This is a genomic window from Chryseobacterium daecheongense, from assembly GCF_003729955.1.
Taxonomy (GTDB): Bacteria; Bacteroidota; Bacteroidia; order Flavobacteriales; family Weeksellaceae; genus Chryseobacterium; species Chryseobacterium daecheongense.
Genome location: NZ_RJTX01000004.1, coordinates 766,694 through 784,355, shown reverse-complemented (window position 1 = coordinate 784,355; position 17,662 = coordinate 766,694). Strand labels below are relative to the sequence as shown.

The 17,662-nt window shown below is 35.8% G+C and carries 16 protein-coding genes and 2 tRNA genes; 12 read left to right on the top strand and 6 right to left on the bottom strand.

The features are described from left to right. The first annotated feature begins 8 nt into the window (after positions 1 to 8). The 4 genes from rseP to EGI05_RS16915 all read left to right on the top strand — a co-directional run bounded on the left by rseP (position 9) and on the right by EGI05_RS16915 (position 4,598). A complete protein-coding gene (gene rseP / locus EGI05_RS16930) occupies positions 9 to 1,490 on the top strand; it encodes an RIP metalloprotease RseP (protein WP_123264191.1) in 1,482 nt (493 codons plus the stop codon). 81 nt (positions 1,491 to 1,571) lie between these two features. After that, positions 1,572 to 1,645, top strand: a tRNA-Asn gene (locus tag EGI05_RS16925). A gap of 141 nt (positions 1,646 to 1,786) precedes the next feature. Then, positions 1,787 to 1,860, top strand: a tRNA-Asn gene (locus tag EGI05_RS16920). Positions 1,861 to 2,069: 209 nt separating this feature from the next. Continuing rightward, a complete protein-coding gene (locus EGI05_RS16915; RefSeq protein ID WP_228428634.1) occupies positions 2,070 to 4,598 on the top strand; it encodes a DUF5686 family protein in 2,529 nt (842 codons plus the stop codon). A 266-nt stretch (positions 4,599 to 4,864) separates the two neighbouring features. On the opposite strand, the gene EGI05_RS18055 is transcribed toward EGI05_RS16915, so the two are convergent. The 3 genes from EGI05_RS18055 to rplU form a co-directional block, all read right to left on the bottom strand. Continuing rightward, positions 4,865 to 5,026, bottom strand: a complete 162-nt coding sequence (locus EGI05_RS18055; RefSeq protein WP_166668354.1) for a bacteriocin-like protein — start codon at positions 5,024 to 5,026, stop codon at positions 4,865 to 4,867. Positions 5,027 to 5,196: 170 nt separating this feature from the next. Continuing rightward, positions 5,197 to 5,454 (bottom strand): 50S ribosomal protein L27, encoded by a 258-nt coding sequence (gene rpmA / locus EGI05_RS16910; protein ID WP_121462702.1) that lies wholly within the window; start codon positions 5,452 to 5,454, stop codon positions 5,197 to 5,199. Positions 5,455 to 5,470: 16 nt separating this feature from the next. After that, complete coding sequence (rplU, locus tag EGI05_RS16905) at positions 5,471 to 6,058, bottom strand: 50S ribosomal protein L21 (protein ID WP_121462701.1); 588 nt, start codon at positions 6,056 to 6,058, stop codon at positions 5,471 to 5,473. Between the two features lie 182 nt (positions 6,059 to 6,240). On the opposite strand from rplU, the gene EGI05_RS16900 reads away from it, so the two are divergent. Together EGI05_RS16900 and EGI05_RS16895 are read left to right on the top strand one after the other, a co-directional pair. Continuing rightward, complete coding sequence (locus tag EGI05_RS16900; RefSeq protein ID WP_123264189.1) at positions 6,241 to 7,125, top strand: neutral zinc metallopeptidase; 885 nt, start codon at positions 6,241 to 6,243, stop codon at positions 7,123 to 7,125. Positions 7,126 to 7,230: 105 nt separating this feature from the next. Next, positions 7,231 to 8,319, top strand: a complete 1,089-nt coding sequence (locus EGI05_RS16895; protein ID WP_123264188.1) for an acyltransferase family protein — start codon at positions 7,231 to 7,233, stop codon at positions 8,317 to 8,319. Between the two features lie 11 nt (positions 8,320 to 8,330). Here the strand turns inward: EGI05_RS16895 and EGI05_RS16890 are convergent, their stop codons facing one another. Then, on the bottom strand, positions 8,331 to 8,576 hold the full coding sequence (locus tag EGI05_RS16890; protein WP_123264187.1) for a hypothetical protein: 246 nt from the start codon (positions 8,574 to 8,576) through the stop codon (positions 8,331 to 8,333). Between the two features lie 154 nt (positions 8,577 to 8,730). Here EGI05_RS16890 and miaE point away from each other — a divergent pair, with 154 nt between their 5' ends. The 6 genes from miaE (at position 8,731) to EGI05_RS16860 (ending at position 15,892) form a co-directional block, all read left to right on the top strand. Next, the gene (gene miaE / locus EGI05_RS16885; protein ID WP_123264186.1) at positions 8,731 to 9,309 is read left to right on the top strand and encodes a tRNA-(ms[2]io[6]A)-hydroxylase; all 579 of its coding nucleotides are present in this window, start codon (positions 8,731 to 8,733) and stop codon (positions 9,307 to 9,309) included. Between the two features lie 5 nt (positions 9,310 to 9,314). After that, positions 9,315 to 9,932: a DUF502 domain-containing protein gene (locus tag EGI05_RS16880; RefSeq protein ID WP_123264185.1), complete on the top strand. Its 618-nt coding sequence runs from the start codon at positions 9,315 to 9,317 to the stop codon at positions 9,930 to 9,932. 150 nt (positions 9,933 to 10,082) lie between these two features. After that, complete coding sequence (locus tag EGI05_RS16875; RefSeq protein ID WP_185144978.1) at positions 10,083 to 11,009, top strand: DsbA family protein; 927 nt, start codon at positions 10,083 to 10,085, stop codon at positions 11,007 to 11,009. Positions 11,010 to 11,032: 23 nt separating this feature from the next. After that, the gene (locus EGI05_RS16870; protein WP_123264183.1) at positions 11,033 to 12,121 is read left to right on the top strand and encodes an FAD-dependent oxidoreductase; all 1,089 of its coding nucleotides are present in this window, start codon (positions 11,033 to 11,035) and stop codon (positions 12,119 to 12,121) included. 1 nt (position 12,122) lies between these two features. Beyond that, positions 12,123 to 13,280 carry a pyridoxal phosphate-dependent aminotransferase gene (locus EGI05_RS16865; RefSeq protein ID WP_123264182.1) on the top strand — a complete coding sequence of 386 codons (1,158 nt, stop codon included), beginning with the start codon at positions 12,123 to 12,125 and terminating at the stop codon, positions 13,278 to 13,280. 176 nt (positions 13,281 to 13,456) lie between these two features. Next, positions 13,457 to 15,892 carry a TonB-dependent receptor plug domain-containing protein gene (locus EGI05_RS16860; RefSeq protein ID WP_123264181.1) on the top strand — a complete coding sequence of 812 codons (2,436 nt, stop codon included), beginning with the start codon at positions 13,457 to 13,459 and terminating at the stop codon, positions 15,890 to 15,892. A gap of 44 nt (positions 15,893 to 15,936) precedes the next feature. Here EGI05_RS16860 and EGI05_RS16855 read toward each other — a convergent pair whose 3' ends face one another. Continuing rightward, positions 15,937 to 17,154 carry a PQQ-dependent sugar dehydrogenase gene (locus EGI05_RS16855; RefSeq protein ID WP_123264180.1) on the bottom strand — a complete coding sequence of 406 codons (1,218 nt, stop codon included), beginning with the start codon at positions 17,152 to 17,154 and terminating at the stop codon, positions 15,937 to 15,939. Positions 17,155 to 17,259: 105 nt separating this feature from the next. Next, entirely contained in the window at positions 17,260 to 17,649 is a 390-nt protein-coding gene (locus EGI05_RS16850) for a hypothetical protein (protein ID WP_123264179.1), read from the bottom strand. Positions 17,650 to 17,662: the final 13 nt, after the last annotated feature.

Sequence of the window (17,662 nt, the reverse complement as noted above, 5' to 3'; positions counted from 1 at the left end):
ACATATTAATGGAATTAGCAATCAAGATCTTTCAATTTATATTAAGTATCTCAATCTTAGTAATTCTTCACGAGCTTGGACATTTTTTACCAGCCAAATGGTTTAAGACAAGAGCTGAGAAGTTCTTCCTATTTTTCGATCCATGGTTTTCATTATTTTCTATGAAAAAAATCAATGGTAAATGGGAATACAAATTTTTCTCTAAAAACCTTCCGGACACAGAAACCATTGAAGTGAATGGCGAAAAGAAAGAGGTTGCTATTGATATATCCAAATTACCAGACAACGACTGGAGAAAACATCCTGAACAGACAAAATATGGTATAGGCTGGCTTCCCTTGGGTGGTTATGTGAAAATCGCCGGAATGGTAGACGAAAGCATGGACACCGAACAATTGAAAAAGCCTGCTGAACCTTGGGAATTCAGATCCAAACCAGCTTGGCAGAGATTGATCATTATGCTTGGTGGAGTTACCGTTAATTTCTTTTTAGCCTGGTTAATTTTCGGATGTCTTTCTTATTTTAATGGCGAAACTTCATTTGATACCACAAAAGTAGATGCTCCTATGCATTATACCAATATTGCCAAAGCAATGGGATTCCAGGATGGTGATAAGATATTGAAAGTAGACGGAAAAGTTCAGAATAGCCTAGATAAATTGTCATTGGATATTCTTTTGAGTGATCAGGTTACTGTATTAAGAGATGGAAAAGAAGTTACCTTCGATACGAATGATGACGGAAAAGCATTGGCCTTCAAAGATGAAAACCCTAAAGCTTTCCTTACTCCGAGATATGCACCGGTAATTGATTCTATTTTCAACCCTACAACTCTTGCAGCTGGTTTAAAAGTAGGAGATAAAGTGATTTCCGTGAATGGCCAGAAAATCAATTATTATGATGAATTCCGTAGCCTGGTTGAGAAAAACGGTGGGAAAAACCTTGCAGTAGAAGTTTCAAGAAATGGAAATATCTTACCTTTAACGATTCCTGTTTCAAAGGAAGGAGCTATTGGTATTGCTTCCTATAAACAATTGGAAAAATACGCAAAAACACAGCATTTTACGTTAGGACAGTCTATTGGCAGAGGCCTTACAAGAAGTATTGAAAGCTTAACTTATCAGGTAAAGCAATTTAAACTGATCTTCAATAAAAAAGTTCAGGGATATAAAAAAGTAGGTGGCCCCATTGCAATCGTGAAAAATATGCCGGTAGACAAAGCAAAAGATGGTAGTGTTTCTATCAACTGGACTGCATTCTGGGGTTTCACAGCAATGTTCTCAGTTTGGTTAGCATTCCTAAACCTTATTCCTATTCCTGGATTAGATGGTGGACACGTATTATTTACCCTGTGGGAAATGATTACAGGAAAACCTGTTCCGCAGAAAGTATTGGAAAATGCTCAGATGATTGGGGTTATCTTCCTGTTAGGCTTGATGTTACTGATTTTTGGAAATGATATCGTAAAATCCATCACAGGAAATTTGTAATTTTTTTTCAATTTTTTGAATAAAAAATTTGCCCGATATAAATATTCGTCCTATATTTGCACCACTTAAAACAAAGGACATTCCTCCTTAGCTCAGTTGGTTAGAGCATCTGACTGTTAATCAGAGGGTCGCTGGTTCGAGCCCAGCAGGAGGAGCCCAAAAAGACTTACAAATTTTGTAAGTCTTTTTTTGTTTATTTCATTCTCACCATGATTTTTTGCTATAATTTGATTATAAAAACTTGCTTGATATATATTTTTCGTTCTATATTTGCAGCACTTCAAAGAAAGGAAAATTCCTCCTTAGCTCAGTTGGTTAGAGCATCTGACTGTTAATCAGAGGGTCGCTGGTTCGAGCCCAGCAGGAGGAGCTAAAAGACTTACAATTTTGTAAGTCTTTTTTTTGTTAAATACACCTCCTATTTTTCAGATTAAACATTTGATTTATACTATAATAAAATACATCACGTTAATTCATTACATTTGCAGTTTTATATTCCGATAATAAAGACATTAAATTTTTATTATTTTTTTAAATAAGTGCACACTTTTTGTTTATGCTAAATGCTTGAAGAAACAAATGATGTTAAATAATAACTCTAAATACTACTATTTACTTTTTTTAATAGTTCTTTCTGGTTTTATCCAGGCTCAAAATACAGCAGCCGGAAAAATTGTTGACGACAGGACCAATAAAGAAATTAGCGGTGTAGATATTTTTATCAACGACAGTAATAAGCCGTATGCAACAACAACTTCCGGAAACTTTAGTGTCCAGTCTGATTCCATTATCTACAAATTAAAATTTGTGAGAAAAAACTACACTTTGGAAAGTGTAGATATCACCCCTGAAAATGCCAATAATTTGATCGTACAACTTTCACAAGCAAAAGTAAGCAGCATTGATGAAGTTGTGATCCACAATGAACGGCCAAAATACAAAAACAAAAAGGAAAACCCGGCTTATGCTATTATGCAGGAAGTCTGGAAAAGAAAAAGGAACAATGGCTTAGATAAATTCGATACCTATACTTATAAAGAATATGAGAAAATCCAGTTTGACGCCAATAATCTGGATAGCGCTTTTATGAAGAAGAAAATCTTCAATAAATTGGATTTCATATTTGATTATGCCGATTCTACCGCAAGAGGTAAAATGGCACTTCCTATTTTCCTGAATGAAGCCATTTATGAAAATTATGGTGAAAATAAACCGGGAAAAAAGACCAAAAAACTTTTAGTTGCACAAAAAACTTCAGGATTTCAAGATAACCAAATCGTTACGCTAACTGCTAAAAACCTGTATCGTGATATCAATATTTATGATAACACCTTAAATTATTTCGATATTGGATTTCCCAGCCCTGTAGGATCAGATGGTTTTAGCACATATGATTACAATTTGCTTGATACAATATCCGTACGTGGAGAAAACGCTTATAAAATAAGATATCAGCCTAAAAGAACGGAGGTTCTCGCTTTTCAGGGATACTTATATATAGATACGGATAATTATGCTGTTTTAGGTGCTACTCTAAAATCTACCCAGAAGATCAATATCAATTTTATCAATGGCATTTCTACCGAACTTGAATATGACAATCCTGATGAGAATACATTCTTACCGAAAAAGTTCATTACCGAGATCGAAATGACTCCTTTCTCTAAAAAGAAGACCTCAAAAAGCATTGTTGCCAAAAGAACAGTTGATTATTCAGAATACGAGTTCAATAAACCCATTGAAGCTTCTGTATTCACCAGGAAAGAAGAAGAATATGATGACAAGTTCGTGGAAAAAGATGATGCTTACTGGTTAAAAGCAAGACCTGATTCACTCTCCAAAACCGAGCAGGGAGTTTATGATATGTTAGACAAGCTTCAGCAAACCCCTAAATTCAACAGAATAGTAAAGCTGTATGAAACGCTTGGTTCAGGATATTATAATATTACAAAAGGTATAGACCTTGGCCCTATTTTTTCCATATATGGAGTAAATGAAGTAGAAGGAGACAGGATAAGATTTGGAGCAAGAACGTATTTCACTCGTAACGACCCCTGGAGAATTCAATTTTATACGGCCTATGGATTCAAAGATCAGCAGTTTAAATACGGAGCTGAAGCAAGATATATGTTCAACAGAGTAAACAGATTCATGATCGGTGCAGGAACGAGAAGAGACGTTATGCAGTTAGGAGTACAGCTTACCAATGATGACGGGATTATGGCCCGTTCATTTGCGTCGTCTACAGTGTTTGCAAGAGGAGAAAACGCTTCATTAAGCTCCGTAAATCAAACCAATGTTTTTGCGGCTATTGAGCCTTGGAAAAACTTCCAGGTCAGAGTAGACGGAACAATGCAAAGTATTAAATCAGCTAATCCTGCAGGATTTAACCTGATGTATTATAGAAATGGTGATTTAAGAAAAACAGTGAATGACTCTCACATTACTATAAGTTTGATTGCAAGACCCGGAGCAAAATTTTCTCAAACAGGTATTGACAGATATGAACATGGTACTTTAGCTCCTACCATCGTTTTAAAGTATACAAGAGGAATCGAAGGTTTATTCAATGCTGACTTTAACTACAATAAATTACAGTTTATGTTCTATAAACCAGTTTTGATAGGAAGCTGGGGTAAAACTTTAATCAATTTTGAAGCAGGTAAGAACTTTAATACAGTTCCTTTGGCATTACAGAATGTAATTCCGGGAAATCAGTCTTATAGTTTAGCGGCCAATACTTTTGCTCAGCTGAATTATTATGAATTTGTAGCCGATACTTATACCACCTTACACTTAGAGCATCATTTCAACGGGAAAATCCTTTCTTTTATCCCTTTGATCAAAAAATTGAAGTTGAGAGAAGTAGCTTTTATCAGAGGAGCCTATGGAGCACTTAGTGATGCATCAAAGGCAATCAATGTAGAAGGATTTAAATATTCCGCCCCAAGTGAGCATATTTACTACGAATATGGTTTTGGAATCGAAAATATAGGTTTTGGAAATCTTAGAATTTTCAGAGTAGATTTTAACTGGCGTGGAAATTATTTAGACAGGCCGGACATTTCCAAATTTGGGATCAAAGCCGGTTTCCAGTTTGGATTTTAAGAAAAAGAAAAGAGCGCTCTTTATTAAAGAAGCGCTTTTTATTTACCATTTAAATATTGTTACCATCTCCGCAATGGAGACTATTTGTGGAAAATATAACCCTGAACGGCTTTCCGCAGGCCAATCCACACATCAGTATCATATAAACGAATAACTTTTATAAATAGTATTCTATACATATAACAATCAAGCCTCAACATGCGTTGAGGCCCAATCTAAAAACAAATTTCTACTGTTTGTTTTTTCAATGAATAGTTAAGTTATGATTAGCAGTTACACGGAGTATCTATAACTGCATTTAGGCAATGTTGTTTCTGCCATTCGGTCCAGGTACACCAGTCTGCACACCAGCTTGCTAATGGAGGACAAGAACCCGCTCCACCGATTGACTTCAATTCTTTTTTGTTTAGTTTTTTTAGATTTTTCATAATACTTTGTTTTAATTTGCGCCTACTCTATATGCTTTTGGGCTTCCGCAATTTATTTGATGTAAAACAAATATAAAAAATATTTCACTTCGTAATGAATATTTGTGATTTTTTTCAATAAAAAAAGCTTCAACAAATGTTGAAGCTTTTTAATTTTTATGAAACGCTGATTATGCGTTTGGTTCTACAGATACGAAAGATCTGTTGTTTGCTTTTTTTCTGAAAACTACTTTACCGTCTACTAACGCAAACAAAGTGTGGTCTTTACCGATCCCAACGTTTAAACCTGGGTGGTGTTGAGTACCTCTTTGTCTAACAATAATATTTCCAGCAATAGCTTCTTGTCCTCCGAAAATCTTCACACCTAATCTTTTAGAGTGAGATTCTCTACCGTTTTTGGAACTACCAACTCCTTTCTTGTGTGCCATTTTATTATTGGATTATTTATTTATTAAGAGCTTTAAAAGTATCGATGTTCTTTACGATAGCAGCATCCACTTCTTCGTGAGTAAGAACAGTCTTTTCTAATTCAACTTTAACTGCTTTACCTAAAGTAATTAAAGTTTCTCTGTTTTCTTTAGACTGAGACAATCCGTGTTTCTTCAGGTGATAGTTCAATTCGTGATCTTCACCGAAGTTAACTGTTGCGCTGTCTGAAAGAACTTCTGTTTTAGCTTCTGCTTTTGCTGTTTCTTTTTTAGCAGCTTTCTTTGGAGCTCCTTCAAAACCTGTAATACCAGTGATTTGAATCTGAGTTAAAGATTGTCTGTGACCATTTTTCACTTTGTAACCTTTTCTTCTTTTCTTTTTGAAAACGATTACTTTATCAGCTTTTACGTGATCTAAGATTTCAGCATTAACAGTGATACCGTTTACAGCCGGGGCGCCTACAGTGATTGTACCGTTTACAGTAAGAAGAACTTTATCAAAAGAAACTGAATCTCCTTTCTCTCCTTTTAAACGGTTTACAAACAACTTCTGGTCTTGCTCAACTTTGTATTGAAGCCCTGCTATTTCTACAATTGCAAACATTGTTTATAAATTTTTAGTTATTTCGAGGTGCAAATATAATAATAATTTTCTAATTAACTAACAATCAACCCCATCTTTTTTCATAAATAAAAAATTCACTATGTTTTGAATAATTTTTCACCCTAAAGTACTCATACATAGCAGATAATTTTATAACTTCGTTTTCACCAAACCAATATTATATGAAAAACAACTTTAAATTCTGCTTATTAGCAGGGGCTATGGCTGTATTCTCACTTACAGCATGTAACGACGACCAAATGGAAGACACTGTCTTACCAGAATCACAAACGGAAACCGCCAAAATTGAACAACCAGGAGATCTTGAAAAAATCTGCGCTTATGTAGATCAATACTGGACCTCATCCTCTGTTTTAAAGACGTCATTGAAAACTACAACAGACACCAATTTCATGACCGGGCAAATGACAAAAATCGCCAGTCTTTGGGGAAGAAGCAATCCTACATTACGTTTTGTTGATGATCCTAACAATCCGGGGTCTACTTACAATGCCATTTCTTACTCCACAGGGAAAATTTATTACGGGTACGCTATCTATTATGATGCAAAATCCAAAGGTGGAGATATCGTGAATGCAATGATCTTAGCTCACGAATATGGTCATCAGTTGCAATACATTTTCAACCTCCCGTCTGTAAGTGAATCTACTGCAAGACCTAATGAACTTGAAGCAGATGGTTTTGCCGGCTATTATCTGAGAAGACCTGCCGGATACAACAAAACCAATTTCTCCGAAATTGCAGCTGCATATGAGTTTGCACAAAGTATCGGAGATTATTATACAACGGACCCTGGACATCACGGAACTCCGGCTCAAAGAAGGTCCGCCGTTCGTTTAGGCTTCCTTTTAGGGCAATACAGCCTTTCCGCTTCTGATTTTGATTATAATTTCTTCTATTACTACCAAGGAGTTCTGAACGGAACTTATAAAATGGGTAAAAACACAAGAAATCCAGAGATTGATGCTTATATGAGCCAATATATGGATGAATTAAGAAAAATTCAAACCGGAGAAATCTCTGCAGAAGAGTTTAAAAATTTATAAACATTCATTATTAACATATTTTCAAAAAGAGGTAAGCATTTGTCTTGCCTCTTTTTTATTCTATTATTCGTAAACTTTATTTACTTTTGATCATCATACTTACTAATGAACAGAGATCTCTACATAGACTTTGCTAAGGGATTAGCAACCTTATCCATTATATTCATCCATACGGCTTTCTGGTCGGGGCAATTTTATATTCCGGCAGAAGTAAGAGTTTTTTCTTTGGTTTTTGATGTGGCTTTATTTTATGCATTGAGTGGAATCACATCAGGAGCTAATATCGAAAAAACATTTTACCGGTTATTAAAATTACAGATCACTTATATGATCTTTGTAACTTTTCTATTTTTTGCAGATTACTTTTTTAAGGTATTTGGATTGAATTTTTTCTCATTAGAGTGGCTACAGAATTTCTACTCAACCTTTGGATCCAAGTATTCCACCACAAGCATTTCCACAGAACCTCAATGGCAAAATCTTGGCAATTGGTATCTCCATCAATATACCAATGCAGATACTTTCCCTGTAGTGATGGGCAGCTTCTGGTATTTAAAAGTATATTTTATCCTGACGGTTTTCGGGGTCTTGATTTTAAGATTTTTTCCAAAGCACATTAATTGGTTTATAGCTGTTTGTATTCTGCTGACTTTAATATTCAATGTATTTCCCTGGTATTATCCAACGGGGCAGGTTGGTTATGTTGCTTTTTATTTGGGAGTCTTTTTAATTGCTAACAAAATGCGGGGTAAGAAAATCCCGACAAAAATGATCCCTATCCTCTATGGGCTAGTTGCTGCAACATTGATCTGGATGTTCTGGTATTATGGAAATGATATTTTTTATAAAATCAATAGAAATAAATTCCCACCAAAGATTCCTTATATAATATGGACACTCTTTTCTCTGGTGACCTTATTTGTTTTATACAACAGATTAAAGATCTCTAAAGAAAGCTTCATTACACACATCGGAAAAAATGCCATCTTTTTCTATTTTGCACAGGGAATCAGCTCTTCATTGGTTTACTTCATAGTTGTTCCTCTTCAGGGGAAAATGCTTTGGTGGATATTAATGATCTTCATCTATATCGTCAATGTAATTTTAGCATTCTTCATTGCTGAAGGCCTTAAGAAAATAGATCATTCAGGATGGAAAATTTTAGAATTCTTACGAAAAAAGACTGCTTCTTAAAGCAGTCTTTTTTATTCTTTATTCCTGGCTCTCGTTAAAAAAGCGACAATGATAATAAGAATAGCCGCACCTGCGATAAGATAAACGGGATCGGCATACCATTCTGTTGTCGTTGTTGTTTTTGTAGATGTTGAATTTTCACTGGTTTGCGCTTCCCCCACTTTTTCTTGAGCAAATGCCATAGCGGAGAAGAAAACTGTCAATAAATAAACTATTAGTTTATTACCCTTATTTTTTAAAAGTGCAATTGTTTCCATATGTTTAATTTTTTAACTTAAAATAGTAATATCAAAAAAAATACCAGCTCTTTGCTAGATTTTAATTAATTCTTAAAAAGCGTTGCCAATCACAAATCTCAATAATGCTTCTTACTTATGACAATTTATTTTAAATTTACAGAAAATTTGTAACATGTTTAAGTTGAAACTTCCTACCGATCCAAGGTGGGCAAATATTGCAGAAGGAAACATTGAAGAAATTTTGACGGATCATGCCTGGTGTGAACAGAAAGCAGCTACTAATGCCATTGGCCTTATTACCATGCTTCCTGAATACGCTGAAATTGTCACCGAACTTCTTGCCATTGCGCAGGAGGAGCTGGACCATTTCAATCAGGTACATGAAATTATAAAAAAGAGAGGCTATACATTTGGAAGAGCAAGGAAAGATGATTATGTGAATGAGCTTGCCCGATTTATAGTTCAGGGAAGCAGAGAAGATTTAATTGTAGATAAAATGCTTTTTGCTGCTATGATTGAAGCCAGAAGCTGCGAAAGATTTAAGGTTCTTACCGAAAATATAAAGGATGAAGAACTGAAAGCTTTTTATCGTGAGCTTATGATCTCTGAAGCCAATCATTATACTACTTTCATTGGATTTGCAAGGCAGCTTGGAGATCCTGAAAAAGTAAACAAACGCTGGGAAGAATGGCTGGAATATGAAGCCAAGATTATCCAGTCTTATGGAAATAAACAAACAATACACGGATAAACCACTTGAAAAAACTGACCTTTGAAAATATTGCCAATTTTTTCCTGAAAAATTTCTTTCAGGGATTGGTTATTATTGGCCCTATTGGTCTTACGATTTTTGTCATTTGGTACGTCGTTACTTCTATTGATAATATCATTCCTTCGGTTGCCAAAGAAATTCCGGGACTCGTTTTTGTTTCCATTATCTTAATGACTGCTCTTTTAGGATATTTGGGAAATAAATTTGTTGTGGGCCGCTTCTTTTTTGACACGATGGACAGTCTTCTGGAAAGAACTCCAGGGGTAAAGCACATCTATACTCCCACCAAAGATGTAATGTCTTCATTTGTGGGTGACAAGAAGAAATTTAATGATCCTGTTTGGGTAAAAACCAATGAAAACCCTGAAATCTGGAGGATCGGATTTTTAACTCAAAAAGAAATGGCCGATGTAGAAAAACATAATTATGTAGCAGTTTATCTGCCTCATTCTTATGCTATTTCCGGATGGGTGATTATTACTGAAGAAAAAAATATCAAACCTGTGGTTGGGATGACAGCTGCTTCTGCTATGAAATTTGCAGTAAGTGGAGGTGTGGCAGGTTTCCACTCGGATGATAACATTTTCAAAGCTCCTGAATAAGTAGTTGTATTCTTATGTCGTTCTGACATTCAGCGTTTTTAATATTCTCAAAATATTATGTTAAATCAAAATCATCATACTTTGGATATTACGTTATTTACAATCTTATCTTTATTTATTAATTTAATCAACCCCAATAATTCTAATAAAATGAACAAGAATCCTCTTTTAAATTGCGATTACGAAAAAGGCGTGTGCGAAGTTCTTGAAACTCCAGCTCAGGAAACGTCTTCTGAACAATTAAAAGATCTAAGTGCTGATAAAATCCACATTATATATTATACAGACCCAATCTGCTCTTCTTGTTGGGGAATAGAACCTCAACTGAGAAAACTGAAACTTGAATATGGCGATTATGTAGATGTCGATTACAGGATGGGAGGATTACTTCCTTCTTGGGATATTTATAATTCAGGAGGAATCAGTAAGCCAAGTGATGTTGCAATACACTGGGAAGAGGTAAGCCCATACTACAAAATGCCTATAGATGGCGGTGTATGGTTGGAAGACCCGCTTAACTCATCTTATCCACCTTCTATTGCCGTTAAAGCCGCGCAAATGCAGGACAAAAACAAAGCAGTTACATTCCTGAGAATTATACGTGAAATGGTTTTCCTTGATAAACTGAACATCACGAAAATAGAACACCTTGAAAAAGCAGCTTCATTGGCAAAGCTGGATGTAGAGCAATGGAAACAGGATTATGAATCTAGCGCTCAACTGGAATTCAAAAAAGATCTTGACTTAGGAAGACAAATAGGAGTAAGAGGATTTCCTACGCTGATCTTCGTAAAAGATGACGAAATGTTGGATGTTTTGTATGGTTCAAAACCTTACGCTGACTTTGAGCACAGAGTCAAAAAAATCAATCCTGAGGCAAAGAAAAACATCTACTCTACAGAATGGGAAAAGCTGTTTTCCATTTATCCGACGCTTACTACACAGGAATTTGCAGTGCTGTCTAATATTTCTTTCGAAAAAGCTCTGGAAGCTTTACAAAACCTTACCACCGATCATAAAATAACTCGTAAAAAAGTAAAAAACGGAGATCTCTGGATCCTGAATAACCATAAATAAATAAGAATCTCTAAACACTAAAAATGAATACAGTTGCAATAATCGGTGCAGGAGTTTCCGGACTCAGCATGGCGAATTATCTGGAAAAGAACAATATAGACTATCACCTCTATGAAAGAAGAAAGAAAGATGATCTGAAAGGACATGGCTTTATTCTTCCTAAAGAAGGAATTGAATATCTTTCCAACATTATTGATATCAATGAACTTTATGAAAGAGGCAGCTTTCTTAAAAAGTATATTCATTATAATCATATTGGAGAAATTCTTTCCGAAAAAGATCTGGAAGATGTTTTTGTGGTTTCAAGAAGCTCTTTGATTGAGATTCTAAGTAAAAATATTCCTTCAGATAAGATCACCTATGAAAAAACGCTAAATCTTCAGGGATTTTCACCAGAAGGAAAAGCAGAAATACAGTTTGATGACCGTTCTGTTTTAGATGCAGATGTTATTGTAGCCTCAGACGGTTCCCGAAGCAGGATCAGGAGAAATATCTTCGAAGATGAGATCATGAAAGCCGTTTTGGAAAATGAAGTCGTTAACATTATTGAAAACGAAGAATTAGCAAGCCAGATCGAAAGTAATTTTTTAAAATTTCATCATGAAAATGGCGGCCTGACTTTCGGTGTTTTAAAGCTTTCTTCCACTAAAATATTATGGTATTGCCAGTTTGACATTACCCGTTTCTTCATCAATGAAGATTATACACCGGACTGCATCAGACAATTCATGATGGATCATTTTGGAAACTGGAATCCATTGGTTTCTTCCATTATAGAAGGGTCAAGCTATGAAAATGCTCATATCTGGAGAGTATATGAGCTTGAAAAACTGAATCCTTTCCATTATAATAATGTTGTTTTCATTGGTGACTCTGCACATCCTTTGATTCCTTTTACCAGCCAGGGTGTTACTTCCGCATTGAAAGATTCATATATCCTGACTAATCTTTTAATGGAAGAAGAAAATATACAGGATGCATTCATCAAATATGAAAACGAAAGAAAACCCGAAATTGAAACCCATATTAAAAATGGAAGAACTTTACTAGATCAATTCCTGCTGCCATTGGATCAGCAACCTAAAAATACTTTACCAATTTCTTATAAATAAAATGTTTACAAATACTGATATTAATTTCGAAGCCCTTAAAAGAAAAGCATACAACGGAAGATGGGCTACCCTGGAAGACGGAATCATTCCTCTTACAGCTGCAGACCCGGATTTCAGAATGTCCGAAGAAATAGAAAAGGGAATTATAGAGTATATCAAAGACGGATATTTAAGTTACGGTCCGTTTTCAGGTATTCCGGAGTTCAAAAAAAGTGTTGCGAAGCATTTTAATGTGGAAAAGAAAGGTAGTTTTACTCCCGATAATGTATTGGCTGTAAACAGCGCTGCTCAAGGGATGTTCTTAATTGCCAAATACGTTTTGCAACCGGGAGATGAAGCTATTATTTTTGATCCTGTGGATTTCCTCTTCAAAAAAACAGTTGATGCAGTGGGTGGAACTATCAGACTTTGCCCCGTAGACTCTAAAACAGGAGATATTGATTTTGAAATGTTGGTTTCTTTAATTTCTCCCAAAACCAAACTTATCAGCATCTGCAATCCCCACAACCCGGTAGGGAGAGTCTATTCCAAAGAAGTTTTGAAGAAAATCTCTGAGATTGCTGCTGCACATGATCTATGGGTAATGAGTGATGAGATATGGAGTGATATCGTTTATGACAATATTGAATTCAACACTTATTCATCTGTTTCCGAAGAAGCCAAAAGAAAAAGCTTTACAGTATTCGGATTTTCCAAATCTTTTGGAATTGCAGGACTGAGAATAGGGGCTGTTTTATGCAATGACCAGGAGCTTTTGGATGATTTTACTGAAAAATCGAATTTCAATTCCACAATAGAAGGGGTTTCTACATTATCACAAATTGCTGCAAGTGTAGCGATCGAGAAAGCAAAACCATGGTTTAAAGACTTTTTAACTCATTTACAGCACAACCGCGATCTTGCTTATGCGATGCTTAATAACTCAGGGATTTTAGCTCCTAATCACCCTGAAGCCACATTTGTGATTTTCCCGAAAATACAAAACGGGCTATCCAGTGATGCTTTTGCACAGCATGTATTGCAAGAAGGAAAAGTAGCCATTGTTCCGGGCTCGGAAAGATGGTTCGGAAAAGGAGCGGAAGGACACGTGAGAATATGTTTTTCAACCTCTCACGAGATCCTAAAAGAAGGTCTGCATAGAATCATTAACAGTTTTTAGACCTTTATGTTTAAAAAATTCTAATCAGATGAATTAACTATTGAAATTTTTCTGATTTATATACAATGCATACAAAAATCACATTTCTTCTCAAAGAAGTGTGATTTTTTTTATCGATTTACAATCAAAATTTAATACATTTGATATAATTAATAATCTGAAAGATTAAAAAGAGTATGAGAAACAGATGTATTGCCGCCTTTTTTCTGGGTACAGCCTCTATGTTGTATTCTCAGGAAGTAAAAGATACGATTTCAAAAGAATCTCAATTGGAGGAAGTATCTATTACGGGAAGTCGAAACAAAAAGAGAACGGTCGTCAATACTCCGGTACCTATTGATGTAATTGATATCAAGCAGGTAAGCCAATCAACCGGACAGATTGAAGTGAATCAGCTTCTTCAGTTTTCAGCGCCTTCATTCAATTCCAATAAACAATCCGGTTCAGACGGAGCGGATGCCGTGGATCCGGCAACATTAAGAGGACTTGGTCCCGATCAGACATTGTTATTATTGAACGGTAAAAGATACCATCAATCTTCTCTCATTAATCTTTTCGGAACAAAAGGAAGAGGAAATACAGGTTCAGATATGAATACCATTCCTATCGGTGCTATTAAGAGAATTGAAGTTCTTCGTGACGGAGCTTCTGCACAATATGGCTCCGATGCTATTGCAGGAGTCATTAACGTAGTTCTGAATGATCGTGACCACGGTTTTGAAGGAAATGCATTTTATGGAATGAATCTTTTCAAAAGCCCGGGTGATAATGATGTAGTTTCAGATAAGAAAGTAGATGGGATTACCTTTGATTTCAGTGGAAACTACGGAACAAAAATAGGTTCTAAAGGAGGTTTCGGAAATTTCACGGCAGAATTCGTCAATAAAGATTTTGCGATTAGAAATGCCAATCCGGAAAAGTATGAAGCTCCAAGACAACGTTTTGGGGATGCCAAATCCCAGAATTTTTATTTCTTTGGAAACATTGAAGTACCTTTATCCGATAATTTAAAATTCTATTCCCGTCCCGGATTTTCACAAAGAAATACGGATGCCTATGCATGGACAAGAAGTGCAGATGCGGATGGAAATGTTCCTGAGGTATATCCTAACGGATTTAATCCTATTCAAGATACAAGCATCACTGATTTTACATTTGACAACGGCCTGAAATTTAAAGTGGCCGACTGGGATGTTGATTTTTACAATGCTTTCGGAAGCAACCGTTTTACCTATCAGATTGAGAATACCATTAATGCTACTTTAGGAGTTAATTCCCCAAGAAGTTTTGACGCAGGAGGGCATTCATTATTACAGAATACAACGGGTTTTAATGCCACAAAAGAGTTCAAAGTACTGGAAGGATTGAATATTGCATTCGGTTCTGAGTTCAGATATGAAAAATTCAACATTATAAAAGGAGAAGAAGCATCTTACGCGATGTATGATGTTAATGGAAATGTGGTAACAGCTGATACCGACCCAAGTCTTTTGGTCATCAATCCTTTAAGTGGAGATGTAAGACCGGGTGGTTCACAAGGTTTTCCGGGATATTCACAAGAGGTTAATAAAAGCAGAAACAATTTTGCCGCCTATATTGATACGGAGCTTGATATCACTAAACAATGGATGATCAGCATAGCCGGAAGATTCGAAAATTACAATGATTTTGGAAGCACTATCAATGGGAAATTTGCGACGAGATACGCCATTACGCCTCAATTCGCTTTCAGAGGATCTGTTTCTACCGGGTTCAGGGCACCATCGCTTGCACAGAAGTATTACAGTTTACAGTTTACCAATTTCCAGGGAGGTGATTTGGTAACCATCCAGTTAGCATCTAATGACAGCAGCCTGGCAAAAGATACAGGGATCCCGGAATTAAAGCAGGAAACCTCTTTAAACGGGAGCGCCGGATTCACATTCAATACCGGAAAATTTACAGCAACTGTTGACGGATACTATATTAAAGTAAAAGACCGAATTGTATTAACGGGTAATTTTTCAAGATCGGATTTACCTCAGAATGTCCAGGATGCCTATCCATACATTGATCAGGCACAGTTTTTCTCCAATGCAATAGACACCCGTACTAAAGGTGTCGATGTCATCTTAAGTTATAGTGATAATCTGGGAAGTGGAAAATTAACAGCTACTTTAGCCGGAAACTATAATGAAATGGAGATCACCGATGTCCATACTTCTGAAAGATTAGCAGGAAAAGAAGAAATTTATCTAAGTCCCAGAGAACGTGCTTTCATCCTGGCTTCTGCTCCTAAAACAAAGATCAATTTAAATCTAAATTATAAGATCAGTAAGTTTAATGCAAATCTACAACTGGTAAGATTTGATAAAGTGACTCTTATTGGTTATGGAGGAGCAGACGATTATCAGATATACAATCCCAAAGTGACAACTGATATTTCTTTCGGATATGAATTTTCGAAGAATCTTAATCTGACGATCGGAAGTAAAAATGTATTCAACAGATATCCTACATTACAAACCAGCCATGTCTCTGATGGAAACACCGAATCGGGAGGAATCTTTGATCCTGTGCAAATGGGATTCTCAGGGAGACAGGCCTTTGCAAGACTCAATTTCAAATTTTAATATTATTTTTAAAAAGCTTCTGAAATTTTCAGAAGCTTTTTTCTTTATTTTTTTGAAATTTTATAGAACTTTCCACTGTCGGTAACGGCATACAAATTACCGTCCATTCCATCCAGAACATCCCTGAATCTTTCTTTCTGATCTGCAAGAAGACGTTCCTCTCCTACAACCTTATTATCTTTCATTACAATTCTTGCGATATGTTCTCCGCTTAAGCAACCGATCATCAGATTACCTTTCCATTCCTCTATATTTCCGGTATAAAAAGTTACCCCACTCGGTGAAATGACCGGATCCCAGTAATAAACCGGCTGCTCAGTTCCTTCTTTTTGTGTAATTCCCTGCCCTACTTTTTCACCGGAATATTCAATTCCGTAGGTCACATCTCCCCAACCGTAGTTTTTACCCGGCTGGATAAGATTGATCTCATCTCCTCCTCTTGGTCCCATTTCCACATCCCAAAGAGTTCCTTTAGGATCAATCGCCATTCCTTGCGGGTTTCTTACTCCATAAGCATAAATTTCAGGCTTATAACCGACTTTACCAATGAAAGGGTTTCCGGGCGCAGGTTTTCCATCTTTTGTTATTTTAAGGATCTTTCCTAAATAATTGTCTGTTTTCTGAGCATATACCCTGGTTACTTTATCCGATCTTTCTCCTGTGCTTACAAATAAATAACCATCTTTATCAAAAGCCAGTCTGCTTCCGTAATGCTTATCCCCGTCATAGGAAGGCTCTGCACGGAAAATAACTTTTACATCGGTTATATTCTTTAGGTCAGCTGATAGTTTTCCTTTCGCTACAGAGGTCAAATTTCCTTCACCAAAAGGTTCCGAAAAGCTGAAATAAATAATGTTATTTGTTTTGAAATCCGGATCAAGAGCTACATCCAGCATCCCGCCTTGGCCTTTGGAGTCTACTTTTGGAAATCCTGAAATTTTTGAAATCTGTTTACCATCAGTTGAGACCACATTCATATATCCTCTCTTATCCGTTATTAAAAATCTTCCGTCCGGTAAATTGATAATTCCCCAAGGTCTTCCCAAATCCGTATTCAATACTTCCACATTATAAGGAATACTCGTCTTTACTGCCTTAATCCTTGTCTGCCCTTCAAAGGCCGGTTTATAATCGGAATTAGGTTTTTGAGTCTCCACACTTCCGTCTTTACTGACTTGCTGGGCATTTGCGTTATTTTTCTGGCAAGATGTCAGAATTAGAAAAACACTTAGAGCCGAAATATAAAAATTGCTGAATCTCATAGTTTTGTGATTAGTGGTTAGCTAAAATGAATGGAAAAATAATGCCATAAAGTTGAGTAAAAGCATTTTAAGTCTCAATTTGAGACATTATTTTTTTGTAAAAGTTTATTTTACTTTAAAATCTACTTTTTGAAAATAATCTCCTGAATGGGTTTTAAATAATATTCCATTAGGGTTTCCCGAGGCTTTAGGCATAAAATTATTTAAAATCCGGGATTCTGCTTTAACGTCTATGTGATAATGAAGTCCCTTTTTGTGCTCAGGAACAATTTTCTGTTCTATTTTATTAATCACAACAGCTATAGGCTGATATTTTTCGTTTGATACAACAAATGAAACATCATAGCCCCTCTCTTCTTTATTTTGATAAATAGAATATTCTGCATCATTGATTTCAGGAAAATCTTTCAGTCTGTTCTTATGCTGACAAGAAGTAAACATTGCAGTCCACAAAAAAGATAAAACAATAATATTGTTTATGTTCCTGACTTTCATATTTTTGAATTAT

Excerpts from the sequence above, each read along its gene's own strand:
- EGI05_RS16895 (WP_123264188.1), top strand. The coding sequence starts at position 7,231 with ATGAACAGAGATCTCTACATAGACTTTGCTAAGGGATTAGCAACCTTA.
- EGI05_RS16865 (WP_123264182.1), top strand. The coding sequence starts at position 12,123 with ATGTTTACAAATACTGATATTAATTTCGAAGCCCTTAAAAGAAAAGCA.
- rseP (WP_123264191.1), top strand. The coding sequence starts at position 9 with ATGGAATTAGCAATCAAGATCTTTCAATTTATATTAAGTATCTCAATC.
- EGI05_RS18055 (WP_166668354.1), bottom strand. The coding sequence starts at position 5,026 with ATGAAAAATCTAAAAAAACTAAACAAAAAAGAATTGAAGTCAATCGGT.
- EGI05_RS16860 (WP_123264181.1), top strand. The coding sequence starts at position 13,457 with ATGAGAAACAGATGTATTGCCGCCTTTTTTCTGGGTACAGCCTCTATG.
- EGI05_RS16875 (WP_185144978.1), top strand. The coding sequence starts at position 10,083 with ATGAACAAGAATCCTCTTTTAAATTGCGATTACGAAAAAGGCGTGTGC.
- EGI05_RS16915 (WP_228428634.1), top strand. The coding sequence starts at position 2,070 with ATGATGTTAAATAATAACTCTAAATACTACTATTTACTTTTTTTAATA.
- rplU (WP_121462701.1), bottom strand. The coding sequence starts at position 6,058 with ATGTTTGCAATTGTAGAAATAGCAGGGCTTCAATACAAAGTTGAGCAA.
- EGI05_RS16900 (WP_123264189.1), top strand. The coding sequence starts at position 6,241 with ATGAAAAACAACTTTAAATTCTGCTTATTAGCAGGGGCTATGGCTGTA.
- EGI05_RS16850 (WP_123264179.1), bottom strand. The coding sequence starts at position 17,649 with ATGAAAGTCAGGAACATAAACAATATTATTGTTTTATCTTTTTTGTGG.
- EGI05_RS16870 (WP_123264183.1), top strand. The coding sequence starts at position 11,033 with ATGAATACAGTTGCAATAATCGGTGCAGGAGTTTCCGGACTCAGCATG.
- miaE (WP_123264186.1), top strand. The coding sequence starts at position 8,731 with ATGTTTAAGTTGAAACTTCCTACCGATCCAAGGTGGGCAAATATTGCA.
- EGI05_RS16855 (WP_123264180.1), bottom strand. The coding sequence starts at position 17,154 with ATGAGATTCAGCAATTTTTATATTTCGGCTCTAAGTGTTTTTCTAATT.
- rpmA (WP_121462702.1), bottom strand. The coding sequence starts at position 5,454 with ATGGCACACAAGAAAGGAGTTGGTAGTTCCAAAAACGGTAGAGAATCT.
- EGI05_RS16890 (WP_123264187.1), bottom strand. The coding sequence starts at position 8,576 with ATGGAAACAATTGCACTTTTAAAAAATAAGGGTAATAAACTAATAGTT.